The 20,528-nt window shown below is 34.4% G+C and carries 19 protein-coding genes and 1 riboswitch; of the genes, 17 read left to right on the plus strand and 2 right to left on the minus strand.

Going from position 1 to position 20,528, the window contains the following annotated elements; genetic code table 11:
* The first annotated feature begins 376 nt into the window (after positions 1-376).
* A complete protein-coding gene (locus tag ACYSNW_RS04060) occupies positions 377-901 on the plus strand; it encodes a hypothetical protein (RefSeq protein ID WP_461743174.1) in 525 nt (174 codons plus the stop codon).
* Positions 902-917: 16 nt separating this feature from the next.
* The gene (locus ACYSNW_RS04065) at positions 918-2,393 is read left to right on the plus strand and encodes a flotillin family protein (RefSeq protein ID WP_461743175.1); all 1,476 of its coding nucleotides are present in this window, start codon (positions 918-920) and stop codon (positions 2,391-2,393) included.
* A 128-nt stretch (positions 2,394-2,521) separates the two neighbouring features.
* Here the strand turns inward: ACYSNW_RS04065 and ACYSNW_RS04070 are convergent, their stop codons facing one another.
* Positions 2,522-3,142, minus strand: a complete 621-nt coding sequence (locus tag ACYSNW_RS04070; RefSeq protein WP_461743176.1) for an FUSC family protein — start codon at positions 3,140-3,142, stop codon at positions 2,522-2,524.
* Between the two features lie 117 nt (positions 3,143-3,259).
* On the opposite strand from ACYSNW_RS04070, the gene ACYSNW_RS04075 reads away from it, so the two are divergent.
* From ACYSNW_RS04075 to ACYSNW_RS04105, 7 genes are all read left to right on the plus strand, one after another.
* Positions 3,260-4,219, plus strand: a complete 960-nt coding sequence (locus ACYSNW_RS04075; RefSeq protein WP_461743177.1) for an aromatic acid exporter family protein — start codon at positions 3,260-3,262, stop codon at positions 4,217-4,219.
* Between the two features lie 491 nt (positions 4,220-4,710).
* The gene (locus ACYSNW_RS04080; RefSeq protein WP_461743178.1) at positions 4,711-8,013 is read left to right on the plus strand and encodes a hypothetical protein; all 3,303 of its coding nucleotides are present in this window, start codon (positions 4,711-4,713) and stop codon (positions 8,011-8,013) included.
* A gap of 12 nt (positions 8,014-8,025) precedes the next feature.
* Complete coding sequence (locus ACYSNW_RS04085) at positions 8,026-8,331, plus strand: hypothetical protein (protein ID WP_461743179.1); 306 nt, start codon at positions 8,026-8,028, stop codon at positions 8,329-8,331.
* Between the two features lie 23 nt (positions 8,332-8,354).
* The gene (locus ACYSNW_RS04090; protein WP_461743180.1) at positions 8,355-9,182 is read left to right on the plus strand and encodes a WxL domain-containing protein; all 828 of its coding nucleotides are present in this window, start codon (positions 8,355-8,357) and stop codon (positions 9,180-9,182) included.
* A 166-nt stretch (positions 9,183-9,348) separates the two neighbouring features.
* Complete coding sequence (locus tag ACYSNW_RS04095) at positions 9,349-10,077, plus strand: WxL domain-containing protein (protein ID WP_461743181.1); 729 nt, start codon at positions 9,349-9,351, stop codon at positions 10,075-10,077.
* 16 nt (positions 10,078-10,093) lie between these two features.
* Positions 10,094-10,930: a WxL domain-containing protein gene (locus ACYSNW_RS04100; protein ID WP_461743182.1), complete on the plus strand. Its 837-nt coding sequence runs from the start codon at positions 10,094-10,096 to the stop codon at positions 10,928-10,930.
* Between the two features lie 689 nt (positions 10,931-11,619).
* Positions 11,620-12,726: a DUF916 and DUF3324 domain-containing protein gene (locus tag ACYSNW_RS04105; protein WP_461743183.1), complete on the plus strand. Its 1,107-nt coding sequence runs from the start codon at positions 11,620-11,622 to the stop codon at positions 12,724-12,726.
* 171 nt (positions 12,727-12,897) lie between these two features.
* Here ACYSNW_RS04105 and ACYSNW_RS04110 read toward each other — a convergent pair whose 3' ends face one another.
* Positions 12,898-13,857, minus strand: coding sequence for a Gfo/Idh/MocA family protein (locus ACYSNW_RS04110; protein ID WP_461743184.1), 960 nt, complete (start codon positions 13,855-13,857; stop codon positions 12,898-12,900).
* Between the two features lie 192 nt (positions 13,858-14,049).
* Here ACYSNW_RS04110 and ACYSNW_RS04115 point away from each other — a divergent pair, with 192 nt between their 5' ends.
* From ACYSNW_RS04115 to purK, 8 genes are all read left to right on the plus strand, one after another.
* Complete coding sequence (locus tag ACYSNW_RS04115; protein WP_461743438.1) at positions 14,050-14,568, plus strand: hypothetical protein; 519 nt, start codon at positions 14,050-14,052, stop codon at positions 14,566-14,568.
* Positions 14,569-14,587: 19 nt separating this feature from the next.
* Positions 14,588-14,797, plus strand: coding sequence for a hypothetical protein (locus ACYSNW_RS04120; RefSeq protein ID WP_461743185.1), 210 nt, complete (start codon positions 14,588-14,590; stop codon positions 14,795-14,797).
* Between the two features lie 90 nt (positions 14,798-14,887).
* Entirely contained in the window at positions 14,888-15,514 is a 627-nt protein-coding gene (locus tag ACYSNW_RS04125; RefSeq protein ID WP_461743186.1) for a glycoside hydrolase family 73 protein, read from the plus strand.
* A 29-nt stretch (positions 15,515-15,543) separates the two neighbouring features.
* A complete protein-coding gene (locus ACYSNW_RS04130; protein WP_461743187.1) occupies positions 15,544-16,221 on the plus strand; it encodes a beta/alpha barrel domain-containing protein in 678 nt (225 codons plus the stop codon).
* An 88-nt stretch (positions 16,222-16,309) separates the two neighbouring features.
* Positions 16,310-16,407, plus strand: a riboswitch (purine riboswitch).
* Positions 16,408-16,481: 74 nt separating this feature from the next.
* Entirely contained in the window at positions 16,482-17,063 is a 582-nt protein-coding gene (locus ACYSNW_RS04135) for a xanthine phosphoribosyltransferase (RefSeq protein ID WP_461743188.1), read from the plus strand.
* A 4-nt stretch (positions 17,064-17,067) separates the two neighbouring features.
* A complete protein-coding gene (locus ACYSNW_RS04140; protein WP_461743189.1) occupies positions 17,068-18,384 on the plus strand; it encodes a nucleobase:cation symporter-2 family protein in 1,317 nt (438 codons plus the stop codon).
* Positions 18,385-18,934: 550 nt separating this feature from the next.
* Complete coding sequence (gene purE / locus ACYSNW_RS04145) at positions 18,935-19,399, plus strand: 5-(carboxyamino)imidazole ribonucleotide mutase (RefSeq protein ID WP_461743439.1); 465 nt, start codon at positions 18,935-18,937, stop codon at positions 19,397-19,399.
* Positions 19,383-20,513, plus strand: a complete 1,131-nt coding sequence (gene purK, locus ACYSNW_RS04150; protein WP_461743190.1) for a 5-(carboxyamino)imidazole ribonucleotide synthase — start codon at positions 19,383-19,385, stop codon at positions 20,511-20,513. The genes purE and purK overlap by 17 nt, the downstream gene beginning before the upstream one ends.
* The last annotated feature ends 15 nt before the right edge of the window (positions 20,514-20,528 follow it).

Here is a 20,528-nt window from a genome sequence, read left to right on the forward strand (position 1 = left end):
AAACAATATTTAAAGAAGCAAGAAAACTTAAAAAAAGATTTTATACCGATCTCGAAAAGTTAGCGTAAACAGTTAACCTTTTTGTAGATCGGTATTTTTTAGGATAGAGAGTTGATGTGAAGAGAAACCAGCTAGTTTTTCTTAAAGGTTGAAATCTTTTACAGTTTTCTTTCAGTAATCATTCTAGTTTCAGAGAAGTTCAAATAGAAGCTAATTTTTTGATGAACTAATTTCATTAGAAAATTCGTCATTTTATTTTAAAAATCATTAAAATGCTCTGTTATTTTTACAAGAAAATTGCTAAAATGGATGATAGCAGCATTAAAAAATAAGGTTTGGTAGGTAGCTGACTGAGTGACGAAAGGAGAGATGAAAAATGATTCAAGGGATTCCAATCGACACGATTTATATTTATGTATTGATTGGCTGTGCTGTAATTGCTTTTCTATTGGTTTTGTTTGGCGATATATTTCATTTTGATGGACCAATTGATCCGATGTTGATTATACCTTGGTTAGCCTTCACTTCTTTATTTGGTTATCTCGGAAATAGTTTTTTTACGTTAAGTTATCTAACAGTCTTTATCATTAGCGCAGCAATTAGTGCCGTCGTCGTTTTTTTATTAAATTTCTATATTTTGATGCCAATGAAAAACGCAGAGTCCACGATTTCGATTTCTGAAAAAGATATGGAAGGCAATACTGCGACAGTTGTTACTCCGATACCAGTTAAAGGAATGGGCGAAATCAGCTTTTCAAGCGTGACTGGTTCGATGAGTCGCCCGGCAACATTTTATACGCCACAAGAGCGGCAACTTGAACGTGGGGAGCAAGTATTAATTATTGAAATTAAAGAACGTGTGTGCTATGTGATACCTTATGAAAGTAGTTTAAAAATATAAAGGAGGATGTTTGAAAATGGAATTTGGGATTTTAGTACCAATTGTTTTAGTAGCGGTTATTTTGTTGATGCTGATGATTGTATTTGTTTCAAAATATCAAACAGCAAAACCGGATGAAGCGTTGATTATCAGTGGGAGTTATTTAGGTAGTAAAAATGTTCATTCAGATGAACGTGGCAATAAGATAAAAATTGTTAGAGGCGGGGGAGCATTTGTTTTACCAGTCTTTCAACGATCAAATCGAATCAGCTTACTATCTATTAAATTAGATGTTTCGACACCTGAAGTTTATACTGAACAAGGGGTTCCTGTTATGTGTGATGGAACTTCAATTATTAAAATTGGTTCATCAGTAGAAGAAATAGCAACGGCTGCAGAACAATTTTTAGGCAAAACAAGAGAAGAGCTAGAAAATGAAGCGCGTGAAGTTTTAGAAGGTCATTTACGTTCGATTCTGGGTTCAATGACAGTTGAAGAAATTTATCAAAATCGTGATAAATTTAGCCAAAGTGTTCAAGAAGTGGCAAGTGTGGATTTAGCAAAAATGGGATTGATTATCGTATCATTCACTATTAAAGAAGTTCGCGATAAAAATGGTTACTTGGATTCTTTAGGTAAACCAAGGATTGCTCAAGTGAAACGTGATGCTGATATTGCTGAAGCAGAAGCACTGAAAGAAACGCGTATCAAAAAGGCTCAAGCTGAAAAAGAATCACAACAAGCTGAACTAGAACGTCAAACCGAAATTGCGGAAGCGTCTAAAGAAAAAGAATTAAAATTAGCAATCTATAAAGAAGAACAAGATATTGCTAAAGCGAAAGCCGACCAAGCGTATAACCTTGAAACGGCGAAAGCGCAACAACAAGTAGTAGCGCAAGAAATGGAAGTTAAAGTCATTGAACGTCAAAAACAAATTGAATTAGAAGAAAAAGAAATCATCAGACGTGAAAAACAATATGATTCAGAAGTGAAGAAAAAAGCAGATGCGGATCGTTACTCAAAAGAACAAGAAGCATTGGCTCATAAAGCACGTGAAGTAGCAGAAGCAGAAGCGGAACGTTTCCGTGTTGAATCATTAGCAGAAGCACAAGCAAATCAAACACGCTTAGCTGGTCAAGCAGATGCAGAATCAATCTTAGCTCGTGGTAAAGCGGAAGCCGAAGCAAAACAAAAAATTGCGGATGCCTTTAAAGAGTATGGCGAAGCAGCTGTTCTAAGTATGGTGATGGAAATGTTGCCTCAATTAATGAAAGAAGCGGCTCAGCCATTAGGAAATATTGATAAAATTTCTGTTGTTGATACTGGCTCAGGAAATGAAAATTCAGGAGCAAATCGAATTACTAATTATGCAACTAACTTATTAGCGGGCACGCAAGAAACGTTAAAAGAAACAACAGGTCTTGATGTGAAAGAATTGATTGAAAACTTCTCGAAAAAAGGAACGAATAGTAATGTTCATTTTTACAACGATGAGAAAAATACTGAAGAATAAAACGAATTAAAAACGTTGTTTGAAAATTTATTTGAAATCAAAAATAAGTGCAAATTCCTATCTTTGTTTGCTAGGAAATGCACTTATTTTTTCTGTTCGATTGTGATAGCTATTAGTTCAAAGCTTTATTACTCGTTAGCTGGGGGGTCAGATTTATCTGCTTCATTTTTCTTGGCAATTTTTAGTTGAACTTTTTTTCTGAGTTCTTCTAGCTCTTTTTCTTTTAGTTCAAGCGTTGCGAGATCTTCATCGATTTCATTTTTTTCTTCTATTGGTTTGGGTTTTACAAAGAAATTCAAAGCAATCCCGATAAAAGTTCCAATGAACGTATCAATCACACGTGATAAAGCGAATAAAAAAGATTCGCCTTGGGGAATACTTAAAGAAATTAGTAATAATGTCGCAATCGCAGAAATAATTCCTGAATTATTATTAATTCCATCTGAAACTACAATCACAACAATCACTAAAAATGGTAAAAAGAATAGTTCTACTAAAAAATCATGAACAAATAATCCTTGAACCAAGAAGTATAGAATGGCTAAAAAACCACCTAAAGTATTTCCTAATATTCTTGATTTACCAAAAGATAAACTTGTTGAAAGGTCTTGCCTTAAGGAAAATACAGCAGCTAAAGCCGCAATCATTGGGGACCCACGATCTAAAATTTTAAACAAAAAAATACATATCATGACGGCTAGAGCCGTTTTCGTTGTCCGCATTCCTAACCGAAAGGGGCCAATTTTCATTTTTCATTCTCTCCTAAAATAATTTTTGCAAGATGTTTTTATTTAATCATAACCGAATTAGAGGTAAAATTACTAGTGCTAGATGAAAAGATTAAGAATAATGTAAGGAGTTTTTATATGAAAATAGGGTTACGAACAGTTAAAACAGCAATTAGTGCAACATTAGCTTCAATAGTTGCACAATCACTAGGTTTGCTTTATCCAACTTCGGCTGGAATTATTGCTATTCTGAGTGTTGCAAATACAAAAAAGACCTCAATTTATACTGGTTTTTATCGTTTAATTTCACTTGCTATCGCTACAGTAATAGCCTTCATTTGTTTTTCAATCATTGGATTTAATGCGATAGCTTTTGGTATTTATTTACTTTTGTTTATTCCAGTAGCTGTTTATTTTAAATTATCAGATGGGATTGTCGTAAGTTCAGTTTTAGTGACACATTATTGGATTGAAAATACACTTTCGTGGCAAATTATTCAAAATGAATTTCTCTTAATGGTTATTGGAGTTGGTTTTGCACTAGTAGTGAACAGCTACATGCCAAACATTGAACAACGCTTAAAAGAAGACCAGCAATTAATTGAAGAAATGTTTCGCGAAATTCTTACAAGAATGGCTGAATACTTGAACCAAGAACAGCAGGAATTTCAATTGATTAGTCAGTGTGATGAATTAAAAAGTATAATTAATAAAAGTGAACAGTGGGCAAAGGAACATACCGAGAATCAATTAGTTTCACCCGATTATTATTACATAGAATATTTTACTATGCGCAAAATTCAAAGAAGTTTATTAACCGAAATGCTGATGATTTTACAAAAAATTTCAGTCGAATCAGAGCAAGTAACAAATATTCGGCAATTATTAGAATTAACCGCCACTACATTTTCTGAAAGTAACGATGGTACAGTGATTTTGAATAAAATTGATTTTGTATACAAAGAATATAAAGAAAAAGAATTACCAAAATCTCGTGCAGAATTTGAGAACCGTGCAAACTTATTTCAATTTTTACAAATTTTCCAAGCATTTATTGAAATAAAGTCAGAATTCTCAAAACAACAATATAAAAATTAGTTTACAATAAGTTGATAATAATGTTCAGATGAATTAATTAAGAAAAAAATCACAAATTTAGCTTAGTTTTCAATTAAATAATTTGTAATATAAAAAAAATCTCTCTTTTTATTTATTGAGGCTTTAAATCAGTTCAACAAATTGATTAAAGTCTCTTTTTTTTATTTTAAAAACTAAATTAAAAATACTCATAATTGTATTTTTCTTAACAAAAAAAGTTTTTAGTAATGAATAATAAGTTGGATTAATGTTACGTATGCTTTCTACTGTTTTCCGCCGTTAGTTATCATTTTTTCTAGTGTTTCTAAGTCAATATAGGTATATTTATTGTTTCAGAAATTGACTATTATATCTTGTTTATTTAAATAATGCGCTTAATTTATCGCTTTTTATTACTTTGAATATTTTAATACTTATTATTTGAAAAAAAATGTAGATTAAAATAAACTATGGGTAATTAATGAACTAAATATGAAGGAAAGGAGAAGAATATGAAAAGAAAATGTTATGAAATAGTAATTTTATTGATTTTATTTCTTTTTTTTAAGGTAATTAGTTTTAATGAACCTATTGAAGCTCAAGAAGAAACAATCACTTCTTCTAGTGAAATACAATCGCCTCTTACAACTACAACTACTTATTCGTTAAGTGAGTCAACTAGCGAACAAAATACTAGTTCTATAGATGAAAATGAGATAAAACCGAAAGAGAATGTTAAAACTAGTGACTCCAAGGAATCTTCTAGTGTAGTTTCAAAAGAAAGTAAAGCAATCGTTGCGTTGGCTAATCCGGTTGAGATAACATCTGAACAAGATTTAATTGATAACTTAACTAGTACGACAGCTGGTTCTTATATCCTAACTCAGAATATTCCTCTTACTAAAGCAATAACGATTCCTGCAAACAAAGAGCTTGATTTGAATCAACATACGATTACTGCTACAACAGCTTCAAGTGCTACTACCTCGGGAAAATTAATTGTTAATAGTGCAGCTGTAACTAGTGTCATTATAAAAAATGGTTCGATAACTGGTGGTGATTCTAGAGGGATGGGGAATTCATCCTCGAATACTGGAGTTTCAGGACCTGGTTTTTTCTTAGCAACGAATACAAGTACGAATTTAGTCGCTACTTTTGAAAATCTTTCGCATACTTCAACAGGCGGTTTCTTTTTTGGAAGAAGAAGTAAAGCGATTTTCAATGGTACGGTTAGTTTGACCAATGATCAGTTTAATGTCAGTGCATTAAATATGGATTTTAACGGTATTTTTAATGGATATACTTCAGCAAATGGTAATCCAGGGGATCGAGCTAGAAGTAATGGCGGGATTAATTTGAGTTTTGATGGGTATCGTGATGTATCTGGAACCAATACGAGAATTTTGAATGTTAATGAAAATGCCCAAGTTATTTTGAAAAATGATAATAATACAACAGGTAGTAATCGTGCCTACTCAAATAATGTCGGGAATTTCGCACAAATTAATGTAAAGCAAAATGCTGTGTTTGATGCTACTGCAATTGGGACGTCGTTACGAACGACTGCTTCTCAAGTCGCTGGTAGTTCAGGAACACCGAGTGATTTTGCTGAAATTAATGCAGATCCTCAATCGACTTTCAAAATTGCTACGACCGCCAGAACCAATGTTGGTCGTGGAACTATTTATACGTATGCTACAAATATCAATATTGATACACCAAAAGTATTCGATATTCGTTTCTTTGGTAATGGGGTATTTTTCTATTCATACAATAATAGAGGCGGAAGTAATTTAAATATAAAAAATTCTAATCTAGCAGTTTGGGATAAAATTTCTTTAGGAATTGGAAATCCTATAGAAATTTGGGAAAATGTCAATTTTGTAAATGTTGCAAATTTTTATAGTTCCAATAAAGGAACGATTACTTCAAACCCAACCAGTATTGCCTCTCAATTTGATATAAATAGTTACAGTCGTATTTCAAATGATATTGATTTACCAAAACTAATAATGGATTCTGCGTTCTATCAAACAAATGGAATCTATGATGTTATCAATACGTATAGTCAAGTCAATGGTTCAAGTATTTATTATACGCCAGATGGTGATATCTCTGGTTCAAAAGTAGTTGATGGGACGGTAACCATGATCATAGGCAGTAAAACTTTTACTACAACTACAGACAAAAATGGCTTGTGGTCGTTTTCAAATGCCGAGGTTGATTTTAGTCAATTTCCTAACGGTACTTCAGGTACGATACGAGTAACGGATAGTGATGAACGAGTTTCAGCAATTATTCCAATTAGAATGATTGATAATCCGTTAACGGCACAAGCTTCAGATACAGCTCCAAGTTTTACAGTCGGGGAAAGATTAGCGGATTTTAGTCAAGAAACATTGAAAAATTGGGTCAAAGATGTTCAAATAGCAGGTTCTGCTGTAACTGATTATCAAGTTCAACTTAATGATTCAATTGATACGAGTACGGTTACAACTTCAAGTACACGGAATGCAACAGTTACTGTTACAGCTACACAAGAAGGTCGCCAATATAGTGCAGATATAGTGATTCCATATTCCGTAACGTGGGGAAATACAACTGTTTTAGGTGGAAGTGGCACCAATGTTCTCAATAAAGAGTCAACGATGGCGATTACAATTCATGAGGATAGTGATGGAAATCCGTATTTATCTTCAAGTTACGGAAATATCACTAATACGCAAAAAAGTACAGCGCTTAATAGTAGCGCACCGAATGATCCGCTTTATCAAATAACTTATTATGATATGTCTGAGCAAGCAACTGGGCAAGTAAATGCTAAAGCAGTATCGGATGGTCCTAATTCTGAAAACGATGTAACTTTTCAAGCATTAGGCAGTCAAACACCTGCTCAGGTGATCAATCAATGGGGGACAGAAGGCGTATTAAAGGTCAATTATGGCGATGTTATTAAGTTTTATGTTAAAAATCAAAGCTATCGTGGTTTATTCCAAAATGGTCAGGGTCCAATAAGACCAATCGAGGGCTTGCCAAGAGATAGTACAATTTTCGCAGTCATTACGCCCGATGGTTATCAACCATTATTTTTTGATCATTTAGATACAATCGATAAATCGTTATTAGTAAGTGATACAGCTTCGGAATCTGCTTATGATCAAACTTATCAACAATTAAGTGATTATTTTGATGTAACGAACTCTACTATTTCGCAAGAATATTTGGATAATATAAAAGTAAATGGTTTTGTAACGTATCCAAAACTTAATTTGAGTGTAGGAGAGAGTTCGTCTGGTGTGATTTCAGTCGCAACAGCAACCAATCCTGATGCTACTGCAGCAAATCAGAAATTTTTAAGATATCCTTATTCGATTACGGTCATTGCCACAGGACCTGATTTGAATATTACAAGTATCACTCCAACATTGAACTTTACTAATGCGACCATTCAATCATATACCCAAACCCTAAGTAGAGAAGATACTGGTTGGAATATGGTAGTAGAAGATAATCGTTCTGAGAAAAGTCCATGGCTTATCCAAGCGAAAGTGAGTGAGCCGTTTCAAACAGGTATTCCTGGATCGGTCAAGGAATTGCGAGGTGCGACCCTTCAAGTGAAACAAGGGGCGGCTACTCAAAGTTTAAATGATAGTTTTATGACAATTTATACGAAAGAAAATCCTGAGGTAGAAAATACTATTTCATGGGATCAAAGTAATGGTTTCTTTTTAAAAGTTCCTCCAGGAGCGATTGATAAAAATGCGCAATACAGTACGACGGTGGATTTTATTTTGACTAATGCACCTGAGGAATAGGAGGGAAAACAAGTGAAAAAACACAAAATAGTAGTAACTATGCTACTAATTGCTTTGTTTATTAGCTTCGGTTTTCCCGCTAAAACTTTTGCTGATTCAAATCAATCAGGTAGCAGTGTAGGTATTTATTTTGAAAATGATTATATACCGCCAAATAATAATTCAAAGCAGCCAACGAAGCCAACCAATAATGGTAAAACAACCTATCCGAACATGGGAGAAATGGTTACAAAAAGTATTCCATATATTGGGATTATTCTTATAGTAGTTGTTATTTACCTATATTTTAGAAATAGAAAAAAACATAAAAGACAATAGAGGTTATGAGAGGAGAATGTAAAATGAAACAAATCAAATTGATTACAGCTAGTTTATTGAGTGTAGGAATTTTAGGTGCTGGAGCAACAACTGTTTTCGCCGATTCTATTGCCGATTCAAAAGCAACAGTTGATTTTGCCGTAGATAATACCCCCGTCGATCCAACCAATCCTGAGGTTGTGGATCCAACTAATCCAGATCAACCAGAAGTTCCTGTTGATCCAGGTACCGATCCAGGCGAAGGATCAGGAGGTTCAGGTACGAAAAGTTTCCATATCAATTGGATTTCCAACTTTAAATTTGGCACCATTAATTTAGCTAGTAGTGGAATGGAAGCTTGGGCACAACCTACTACTTTGACTTGGAAATCAGAAGCAGAAGGTGGTAATGGTGCTACTCCGACTTCGAATTTGGCACCGTTCTTGCAAGTGACCGATAATCGTGGGACTGGGACGGGTTGGAATGTGAGCGTAAGTGGAACTGAGTTTTTAGAATTAGATGAAAATGGTGATCCAACTACGACAACTTTAAAAGGAGCGAAGATCTTCTTAGGTGGAGCTCAAATTGTTGGAGTAGATACATCTCCTGATTCAATTGCTCCAGTTGCATTAAATGCTGCTGGTACAACAGATATATTAGATGCAGGTGCTCAAGGAGTTCCAGTGTTCTCAGCGGATGCCAACAAAGGACAAGGAACTTGGTCAGTGACTTGGGGAGCGACAGCAGATAAAACGACTTACCAAGCAAATCAAGGGGTAAAACTTACTGTACCAAGTACTTCAACACCTAAAGTGAATACTAAATATCAAGCTGATTTGACTTGGACACTGGTGGATGCGCCAGCAAATTAATTACTTTTCCAATAAAAAAATTAAGACAAATGATGAACTAAAAGCAATAGCTATACCTGAATTATATTATGATGGTTAGTAATGAACGTAGAGAATCGATAAGCTATTTACCTAGTCGGTTCTCTCAGTTTTCTGCTTTTGTTTTAGAATAGAGAGGAGTATTTTGATGAAAAAGCAAATATTGCTTGGTTTTGGGTTACTTTCTTTAATGGGTCTTTTTGTAGGTAATATTGTAGCTAATGCCGATGAATCTGTAGGAGAAAGTAATGCAACAATAACATTTCAAAAAAATGATGAAAGTGAAAATCCATTAAATCCAACAGATCCAACTATACCAGTGGATCCAATCGACCCCGATTATCCGCATACTGAAGGACCCTTGAGTATTGATTATATTTCTAATATAGCTTTTGGAAATCAAAAGGCAACAGGGAATGATACGACTTATTATGCATTGCCTGATAGAAATACACAAAATAGCTCAAATCAACCTGTTGACTTACCAAACTATATACAAGTCACAGATAATACAGGGAAAAATGCAGGATGGACATTATTCGTTAAGCAAGGCAGTCCGTTTACAAACGGAGCTAATACTTTAACTGGAACAAAATTAACATTTTCAAACCTCGTATTAAAATCACCGAATGCTGATGGTGCCTCTTATGCACCGACACCAGCTACACAAATTGTAATCGAACCTGGTAAAGGTAATCAACCAGTGATTACAGCTGGTGAAAACAAAGGAATGGGAACTTGGTTGTCTTTATTCGGAAAAGATGTGGCTGAAACACAAAAGAGTATTAGTCTTTTTGTACCAGGTTCTTCAAAAAAAGTTGCAGGAATGTATAAAACAGATTTAGTTTGGACATTGACCAACACGCCTGCTGAATAGAAAAGGAGCGATTTCAATGAAAAAAATACATTTTATTAGTTTATCCGCAGTAATATTAGGAGTTGTAACAATCGGGACAGCTGCTTATGCAGATGACCCTAAAGCGACTAGCGAAGCAGACGTTACGTTTAGTTTGGATGATACGCCTGTTGACCCTACAAAACCAGAGGTTGTTGACCCAACGGATCCAGATGGTCCAGATAAAGAAGTAGATCCAGGAGATAACGGATCTGGTGGAGATGGAACAAAAGCATTTAATATCAACTGGATTTCTAATTTTCATTTTGGTGATATAAAAATTAAAGGGACTGCGATGAGTGCTTATGCGCAACCGACTACATTAACTTGGGCTACTCCTGGGATTGGGACGACCCCGACCCCAACAGAAAATTTGGCACCATTTTTACAAGTGACGGATAATCGTGGAAAAGGCACTGGCTGGAACGTGAGTGTAACAGGAACTGAATTTGTAGAACAAAATGTAGCACAAGGAGCAACACCAGCGACATTGACTGGAGCAAGTATTTATTTAACGGATGGAAATGTGATTGGTTCTTCAGAAATGAGTGCTTTCACACCAACAATTGTAGCTTTTGGGACGAATAATAACATGGATATTCTTTCAAACGTTGGTTCTTCAAGTACTGTTTTTAGTGCTGATGCTGGAAAGGGACAAGGAACTTGGTCATTAGCTTGGGGTGGAACAACTGCTGCCCCTGCTTTGTTACAAACTGCAAACGGCCTACCTTCTGCTGGGGTTAGAATCTCAGTTCCTGTTTCTGCATTACCAAAAGATGGAGCAGCCTATAAATCTACTTTGACATGGACCTTGGCTGACGCTCCTGCGGACTAATAGTTTTTTTACTAGATACTAATTATTATGAGTTAACACTATTAATTTTAAGAAATAAGTAGATACGATTTATCACTGACTTATAGTGTTCTTCGAAAAATATCGCAACAAGAAGAAATTTTCTCCAAAAATGACAAGAAACGCGAAAGAATTTTTTTGTCATTAAATGAAACCTACTTGGTGATCTTTAAATTTTTGATAACCAAGTAGGTATTGTGCTATAGTCGTTTATTTCATTCACAACAATTTTGACTTATTTCCGAGAGATTCAACCATAAAATGTTTATAGGATGAATCCAATCTCAGCTAAATTATTAAAGTACTCTTCACTATGTTTTAGACATTCTTAGGTTTGAGAGAATAAGCTGAGATTTTCGAAAATTACTTTTTGAATTTTGGGTGAATTTCGGCTTATTTCAAAAATAGTTAATTTTATTTTTTTGCTTAAATTGTTTAGTAATTGTATCTTTCAAAAGGCGAATTTTTAGTGATTTTCTAGATTTTATTGTAAAATATATTCAAGATAGCGAAGTAATCATTTTATTGTTTTAAAATAACTTATTTTAAAAACGCAATTATTTTGTTTTTTGATTATTATTGAAGCTATAGAAAAATAAAACTACTAAAATAAAGAGAGACTAGGTATATTTTTCATTTATTAAAAGTAGTTGCTTAAGTAGGAGGAAAAAATGAAAATAAAACAATCTTTATTGGCTTTAGGTGTGTTCTTTTTAGGCGCATTATTTTTTTACTCAGATGGAAAAGTAGCCTTTGCAGAAGAAATGAGCTTTTCAGTAGAAGCAAAAATACCTAATAATCAAAGAGATAAGGATAAGACCTATTTCGATTTGACAGTCAAACCGGGTGAGGTTCAGGATTTAGAGGTAGCTTTAAGAAATAATACAAATAAAGCTGTTACTGTTTTAGTCAATGCAAACACGGCAATCACTAATAAAAATGGTGTAATCGATTATAGTGAAGTAGATCCCAAACTTGATCCGTCACTAAAATATCCATTTTCTAAGCTTGCTGAAACGGAAAACGAAGTGGAATTAGCGGCTAATGAGAGTAAAATGATTCAAGTTAAAGTAACGGTTCCGAATAATCCTTTTGATGGAATTATTTTAGGTGGGTTACATTTTAAACAAAAAGATAGTGACGATAAAAAGAGCACCGAAACAGGCGTACAAATCGAAAATAAATTTGCTTATGTGATTGGGGTTAGACTTTCCGAAAATGATACAGAAATCAAACCAGATCTTAAACTTTTTGATGTTAAGCCTGGTCAACGAAATTATCGCAATGTCGTTTTAGCTAATTTGCAAAATCCTACTGCTCGAATTTTAAGTAAAATGTCCATTGATGCTAAAATTTATCCATCAGGTAGTAACGAAGTACTGTATCAGCAAAAACAATCAGATTTAAGTATGGCACCAAACTCAAACTTTGATTATGCAGTACCTTTGAACAATAAAGCATTTAAAGCAGGGAAATATCGTTTAACGATGCATGTAGAATCAAGTGGCGAAAAATGGGATTTTGAAAAAGAATTTGAAATTAAAGCAGATGAAGCTGAAAAATTTAATAAAGAAGCGGTTGAGTTAGAAGAAGAGTCAAACAATAATTTAATCTATTTTATTCTTGGCGGTGTGATTCTATTATTAATTATTATTGCCTTAGTTGTTTGGATCATCGTGCAAAAGAAAAAACATCAAGCTGAACTTGAACGACAACAAAAGCAAAAACAATTGAAACGTAACAAGAAGAAAAAAACGAGTACGAAAAAAGAAAAATAATTTATCGAGTAGCAAAAGAGTAGCTGTTTAAATTTAGCTAACTGGCTAATTGTATAGATGAGAGTAAGAAGTCCTGAGGTTTCTTATCCGAATCATAGCTCTAATTCACAAAAAAAAGCGGAAATAATAACCGATGTGTTCGTCGAATTATTTCCGCTTTTATTAGTTATTTTAATTACTTGAATGCCAAGCCTTTTGCATCTCATCTAACAACTTAATTACATCATTGGTTAAATAAAGTGAAGTATTGGCTTGCTTTTTCTCAATAATCTCAATCATATTGGTGACTTCATAGTTTAGCGCCTGAGACTCACTACCAGCAATAATGGTTTCTGTTGTTCCGTCATTGTAGAAAACGTCAGCACGATCAGCTCTAGGATAATCATCAATCGTGATATAAGCATCTTCAAACGCTACAATACCTTTTTTAGGCATTTTCGCTTGGAAAGTCAGTGTGATAGTCGCCATTTCATTTAAGGTATTTTGTAAAATGGTTGCTGATTGTTCATCAACTCCTGTTGAAAAAGGAGTCATAGTTGAAGCAACAACATGAGGCTGTGCATTAAGGAACCAACGAGCAAATGAAACAGCATAGGTACCGATGTCAAGCAACGCTCCACCTGCTAAATCAGGATTGAAAAAACGATTTTTAGGATCGGGTTCTTTATAACTGCCAAAAGGGGCTTGAATCATTTTTAGTTTGCCAAATTTACCAGTATCTATTTGGTGACGCAAGGATTTATATAAAGGCATATTAAAAATTGTCATGGCTTCGGCAAGAACTAGGTCTTTTTCTTGGGCTAAAGCCATTACTTGTTTAAGTTCAAAATGATTCATAGTGATTGCTTTTTCACAAAGGACGTGTTTACCTGCTTCTAGTGCTTTACTAATATGTGAAAAATGCTGTTTATTTGGCACTGAAATGTACATGATATCTATCTGTTCGTCGGCTAATAAATCATCATACGAGCCGTAAGCTTTGGGAATTTTATACCGTTCAGCAAATGCTTCAGCTTTTTCCAGTGTTCGAGATGCGACAGCTGCGATAGAACTATTTTCTTGATGGAAACTTTCAACGAATTGGTTTGCGATATCTCCAAGACCAATAATTCCCCATTGATAATTATTCAAATGTATTCCTCCTAGCAAGTAGATATATCTTTATTATACATGACTTCCCAAGTTGAGAGGACTATTTTGATCATAAAAAAAATTGATAAAAAGAAAAAAAGCAGTAGTTTATTAAAAAAAATTCAATTAGAGACTAAAAAGGATGCTTTTTTTGCTTATTTTAAGTAAAATGAATAAAGGAGGCGATTTATGATGCATCAAGTATATATAGATATTATTATTGACGCTATTATTGAGCAATTTGAATCGGAAAGAACGTTTTATGAGGAATATTTACAGTTGTCTGAGGAAAAATGGTTTGATTGGAAAAATGGACACGTAAATCTTAGTGGAGAAGAAATGCAAAAAATTAAAAATCTTTTCACGGATTACGAATGGATGCTAACACAAAAAATATTACGGCAAACAATTTTATTTCCAGAAAAAAGAAATATTGCTGTATCGGATTATAAACGGTTGAAAACATTGATTGCTAAAAAATGGCTTCAAACATCAGCTGGTGTGGTCGAATTAATTAAAGAAAACAAAGATGAGAGTAGAGAACAACTTTCTCTTCATCTTAAAGTAATGGTTGCATATGGCGAATGGGGTTTTGATGATATTGTAACCTTTAGATTACCCTCTGTATTACAACCACAATTAGAAGGGTCAAAAATGGAATTGCTAGATTGGGTCAATGAGAATCTTACAGAAACGTATGTTGGTGAATAAGTGATCATAGGAGTAGTTTATGAAACAAATTTTAGGAATTTTGTCAGTTATCATAGTGATTGGTGCAGTGATTTTCGTTTTATTTGGAAAAACCAACTCTAATGATAAAAATCAAACGAGTACAACAACGACAATGACAAGTGAAAGTAGTTCAGTATCAATTGAATCAACTAGCAGCACAAGTTCGACTCTAACAAGTCAATCAACAACTGAATCAACTGCTGATTGATTAGGATTAGTTTATATAAAAAAATGTATTAAAATAGCTTCAATTATGGAAGAACGATACATATGAAAAAACAAATAAAGTAGGGAATCTATGACAAAAAAGTATTATAAGAAAAAAAAGAAAAATGCGATGTTACCAGCGATACTTGCAGGTATGCTGATTGTTGGTGCAGTGTTTATTTTGTCAATCATTGTATTATCCGATAACGTGGAGCCCAAAAAAGTTACTAAAAGCAGTGAAAATCAAGAGCAGTTAACTCAAAAAGAATTTATCAATCGACTTGTTCCGCATGCGAAAGAACTTCAAAGTTCTTATGGTGTCTTACCAAGTATTATTATTGGGCAAGCAATTTTAGAATCAAACTGGGGACAAAGTACGCTTGCTTCACAATATAATAATTTATTTGGAATCAAGGCATATGGTGATCAGAAGAAAATCAATTTAGAAACGAAAGAATATATCAATGAAGTTTGGGTAACAATCCAGGGAGATTTTAAAATTTATGATACATGGGAAGAATCGATGGATGACCATACAAGATTATTTGTCAATGGTGTGACTTGGAATCCGCGACTCTATGAATCAGTGCTCTTAGCTGCAGAATACTCTGAGGCAGCTCAAGCGTTGCAAGATGCAGGGTATGCGACAGATCCTACCTATGCGGAAAAAGTCATCAATGTGATTGAAACCTACAATTTAGATCAATACGATAAATAATAAAATTAGTCGAGAGGATGTTACTAACTATGACAGAAAAATGGGTTCCTGAAATTGAAACAGATTTAAGACAAGACTTGGTACGTGTACCGAGAATTATTAGTCAAGCAAGTGGTATTCGAATTTTCGGGAAAAAAATTCGCTCAATTATTTTTACTACAGATATTGCAATTATTCGAAATACGGATGCGAATGCAGTCATAGCAGTATATCCTTTTACACCTCATCCTGCAATTACTAAAAGTATCATTGAAGCGGCTGATATTCCAGTTTTTTCTGGAGTAGGTGGCGGATTAACTCAAGGCATGCGTTCAGCATATATGAGTCTATTTGCTGAAGCCCAAGGATCAATAGGTGTTGTTTTAAATGGTCCTACTCCTGTTGAAACGATTGAGATGGTTTGTGAAGCAGTAGATATTCCAGTTGTTAGTACGGTAACGTCAGTGTATACACCTTTGGAAGAAAAACTAGCGGCAGGTGTTACCATGATTAATATTAGCGCGGGGAAAGATACGGCCAAAACAGTAGCCCATTTCCGAAAAAAATATCCGAAATTACCAATTATCGCTACAGGTGGACCAACAGATGAATCAATCAAAGAAACGATTGATGCAGGTGCAAACGCTATAACCTATACTCCGCCAACAAATGGAGAATTGTTTAGTAAAAAAATGACTAAATATCGTGATCAAGAAAAACCACATTAATGCTATAGTTTAATAGTTTGTCCCTCAGTACACTATAATTTTAGAATATTTTTTTATTCAATTGATATTTAAATAGTTTTATACTATTGTATAAATAAAAAGATAAACTTATATATGGTCATAATATGGATGACCGTCTCTACCCAACACCGTAAATGTTGGTCTATAAGTGAAAAAGAGTACGACCCTTTTTTGCTTACGTAAAAAGGGTCTTTTTTTGTTTTTTAAGGAAGAAATGCAACTAGAAGAGGAGTAATTAGATGAAAGAGTTAGTTAACAGAATTAAAAGTGATGGACAAGTATTAGGGGAAGGTGTTTTAAAAGTTGATAGTTTAATCACCCATCAAGTAGATCCTGATTTGATGGCTGCAATTGGGTTTACATTTGCCGAAGTATTTTCAGATGCTGGAATTACAAAAGTAGTAACGATTGAAGCGTCTGGAATTGCACCGGCTTTGTTTGCTGCTCAAAAATTGAAAGTTCCAATGATATTTGCTCGCAAATCTAAAAGTTTGACGATGAATGAAGAATTGGTGACTGCTTCTGTTTATTCTTTTACGAAACAAGTTACTAGTCAGGTCTCTATTTCAAAAAAGTTTCTTACTAAAAAAGATAAAGTATTAATTATTGATGACTTTTTAGCAAACGGACAAGCAGCAAAAGGTTTGGTTGAACTATGTATTCAAGCTGGAGCAGAAGTAGATGGCATTGGTATCGTAATTGAAAAATCATTTCAAGATGGTAGACAATTGTTAGAAGAAATGGGCATGCGCGTTGTCTCTTTGGCTCGAATCAGTTCGTTAAAAAATGGCCAAATTGAATTTCTTGAAGGAGATGCCTAAACTGATGGGGAAAAATAGTGTAAAGCCAGAGAGTGATATCGAAAAAAAAGAGAACGGTAAAGCCGCTGTACTAGGTTTACAACATCTCTTGGCAATGTATGCAGGTGCAGTTGCTGTTCCACTTTTGATTGGGACTGGACTAGGGTTTAATTCAGAGCAAATGACTTACTTGATTTCTATCGATATTTTTATGTGTGGAATTGCAACATTATTACAATTGACAGTAAATCGATTTTGTGGAATTGGTTTACCCGTTGTATTAGGATGTGCCATCCAAGCTGTAGCGCCACTGATTATGATTGGTAACGATAAAGGGATTGGGGCAATTTACGGCTCGATTATTGCTTCTGGTATTTTTATTGTGTTGATTGCAAATGTTTTTTCAAAAGTAGAAAAATTATTCCCGCCTTTAGTTACTGGAACTGTCATTACAGTTATTGGATTGACCTTGATCCCTGTAGCTGTTCAAAAAATGGGTGGTGGAAATCTATTGGATAAAAGCTTTGGTGATCCGATTCAATTATTGTTAGCATTTATTACTATTTTATTGATTATTGTTGTTCAAGTATGGGGAAAAGGATTTATAAAATCGATTGCAGTTTTGATTGGTTTGGTCGGTGGTACTCTGTTGGCAGCTTTAATGGGTCAAGTAGACTTAAATCCCGTTGCCGAAGCTACTTTGTTCCATTTTCCACAACCGTTTTACTTTGGTAAACCCACCTTCGATGTTTCTTCAATAGTGTTGATGATCATTATTTCGATTGTAAGTATGGTTGAATCGACGGGCGTTTATTTTGCTTTAGGTGATATTGTTGGAAAAAAAATCGGTAAAAAAGAACTAGAAAAAGGCTATCGAGCTGAAGGATTAGCTGTTATTCTGGGTGGGATATTTAATACATTTCCATATACTGGTTTTTCTCAAAATGTTGGTTTAGTTCAACTTTCAGGAATCAAAACACGCAGACCTATTTATTTTTCTGCATTTTTCTTGATTGCTTTAGGTTTGTTACCTAAAGTTGGCGCAGTTGCTCAAATTATTCCTGAACCTGTTTTGGGGGGCGGTATGCTAGTAATGTTTGGTATGGTAGCTGTGCAGGGCATGAAGATGTTGTCAAAAGTTGATTTTGATAACGATAAAAATTTGCTGATTATTGCTATTTCTATTGGTTTTGGTTTAGGATTCAATAGTTTCCCTGAACTATTTAATCAGTTTCCAGAAACGGTTAGAATGTTTACTGGAAATGGGATTGTTATGAGTAGTTTGACCGCTATTATATTAAATGTAGTGTTTAATGGGATGAAAAATCAAAGAACAAACTAAGTAGATTTTTACAAGCGAGTTCTTAGCAAAGCTGAAGAAATAAAATTATTAAACTAGAAACGAAATAATAGCTAATGACATATGGAGACGTGATCCAAACTTAATTGAATCAGGTTCAAAAAAATAGTGGTTAGGAAAAATAAATAAATTCTATTAATGAAAGTGGGGAACTGCGGTGTTTAACGCCAAGAAATAAGCGTTGCTTCTGCTCTCGGCGTTTGCTCGGTTTTAGGAGATGAAATAAATGTTTTTTTACTTTTGACTCGCCCGTTTTTCTGCCAAATAAGATAAAAAACAGAATTTTTGGCTCATTTCGGAATTTGTGTTTATGTAGATTTTATTGTCTAATGCAAAGATTATAAATATATAATAGGAAATAAGTGGTGAAAAATCAATAAGAAAACAACTATTATCTTGTTTAAACACGAACGATTTCTTTGTTTATTTTTATAACATTCGATTTTTCCTTTGACACTCTGAATCTCTATTGATAAAATTAAGGTAATAAATAGAGGAGGCGGATTTATTGTCTGTTTTAGTATCAGTGATTATGGGAAGTACTTCAGATTGGGAAACAATGGCACATGCCTGTTCGGAATTGGAAGCATTCGGGGTTTCGTATGAGAAAAAAGTTATTTCTGCTCATCGAACACCAGACTATATGTTTTCTTTTGCTGAAAAAGCACGAGAAAGAGGAGTTAAAGTGATTATTGCGGGTGCTGGCGGAGCAGCTCATTTGCCAGGGATGGTCGCTGCTAAGACGACTTTACCAGTTATTGGAGTACCTATTCAGTCAAAAGCCCTAAATGGCTTGGATTCATTGTTATCAATAGTACAAATGCCTGGTGGAGTTCCGGTTGCAACGACAGCTATCGGAAAAGCAGGTGCAATAAACGCTGGGATACTTGCAGTTCAGATGCTTTCCATGTATGATGTAGAATTAGCAGGGAATTTAGACGACCGTCGGAAATCTCTTGAAAAAACAGTAATGGAAAGTAGTGATGAACTTGGATAAACCAATTTTGCCAGGTCAAATGATTGGAATCGTCGGTGGCGGTCAATTAGGTAGAATGATGGCCCTTAGTGCAAAAGAAATGGGTTTTCGAGTAGGTGTTTTAGACCCTACAGTAGATTGTCCAGCAGCACAAGTTGCTGATTGGCATTTAATTGCTGAATACAATGATTTGGACGCTTTAGAGGAATTGGCACAACGTGTTGAAGTCCTCACGTATGAATTTGAAAATGTCGATGTTGATGCGTTAATACATATTCAAGATTTTGTTGAAATTCCTCAAGGAACTGATTTGTTAGCTATTACGCAAGATCGATTGATGGAAAAAACATTTTTAGAAGATAATAATATTGTGATTGCTCCTTATGCAACAATTGTGAGTCCGACTGATATACAAGAAGAAATTGATAGTATCGGTTATCCATGTGTCTTGAAAACCACTAGAGGAGGCTATGACGGTAAAGGTCAATTTGTATTATATAGTCCATCTGACTTGGCTCCTTCAATGAATTTATTACGTCAAGGGACATGTGTTTTGGAAGCATTTATTCCTTATGCAAAAGAAATTTCTGTACTAGTTGCTGGAAACGGCAAAGAAGATATTACTGTTTTTCCAGTTGTTGAGAATGTGCATAGAAAAAATATTTTACATGAAACGATTGCTCCAGCTAGAATAGATGAAGAAGTTTTGATAGAAGCTCAGCGTATTGCTAAAGTGATTGCAAGAGAAGTTAATTTAGCAGGAACACTCGCGGTCGAAATGTTTTTAACAGACAACGGCAGTATCTATGTGAATGAATTAGCGCCAAGACCTCATAATTCTGGGCATTATACGATTGAGGCTTGTTCAATCAGTCAATTTGATGCGCACATCAGGGGAATTTGTGGTTGGCCATTACCTCGAGTTTCACTTTTATCTAAAGCGGTTATGGTTAATGTTATGGGCGACCAAATCTATGACACGATGGATTTTATTGAGAAGAAACCTTACTGGCATTTCCATTATTATGGAAAAGCGCAAGCAGTTCCTGGACGTAAAATGGGTCATATCACTATTTTGACAGATGATATTTATGAAACGCTAGAAGATGTTTATCAAACACAAATTTGGGATTAGAAAGAGGAATAAATA

The sequence above is a fragment of the Enterococcus sp. LJL99 genome, assembly GCF_054871725.1.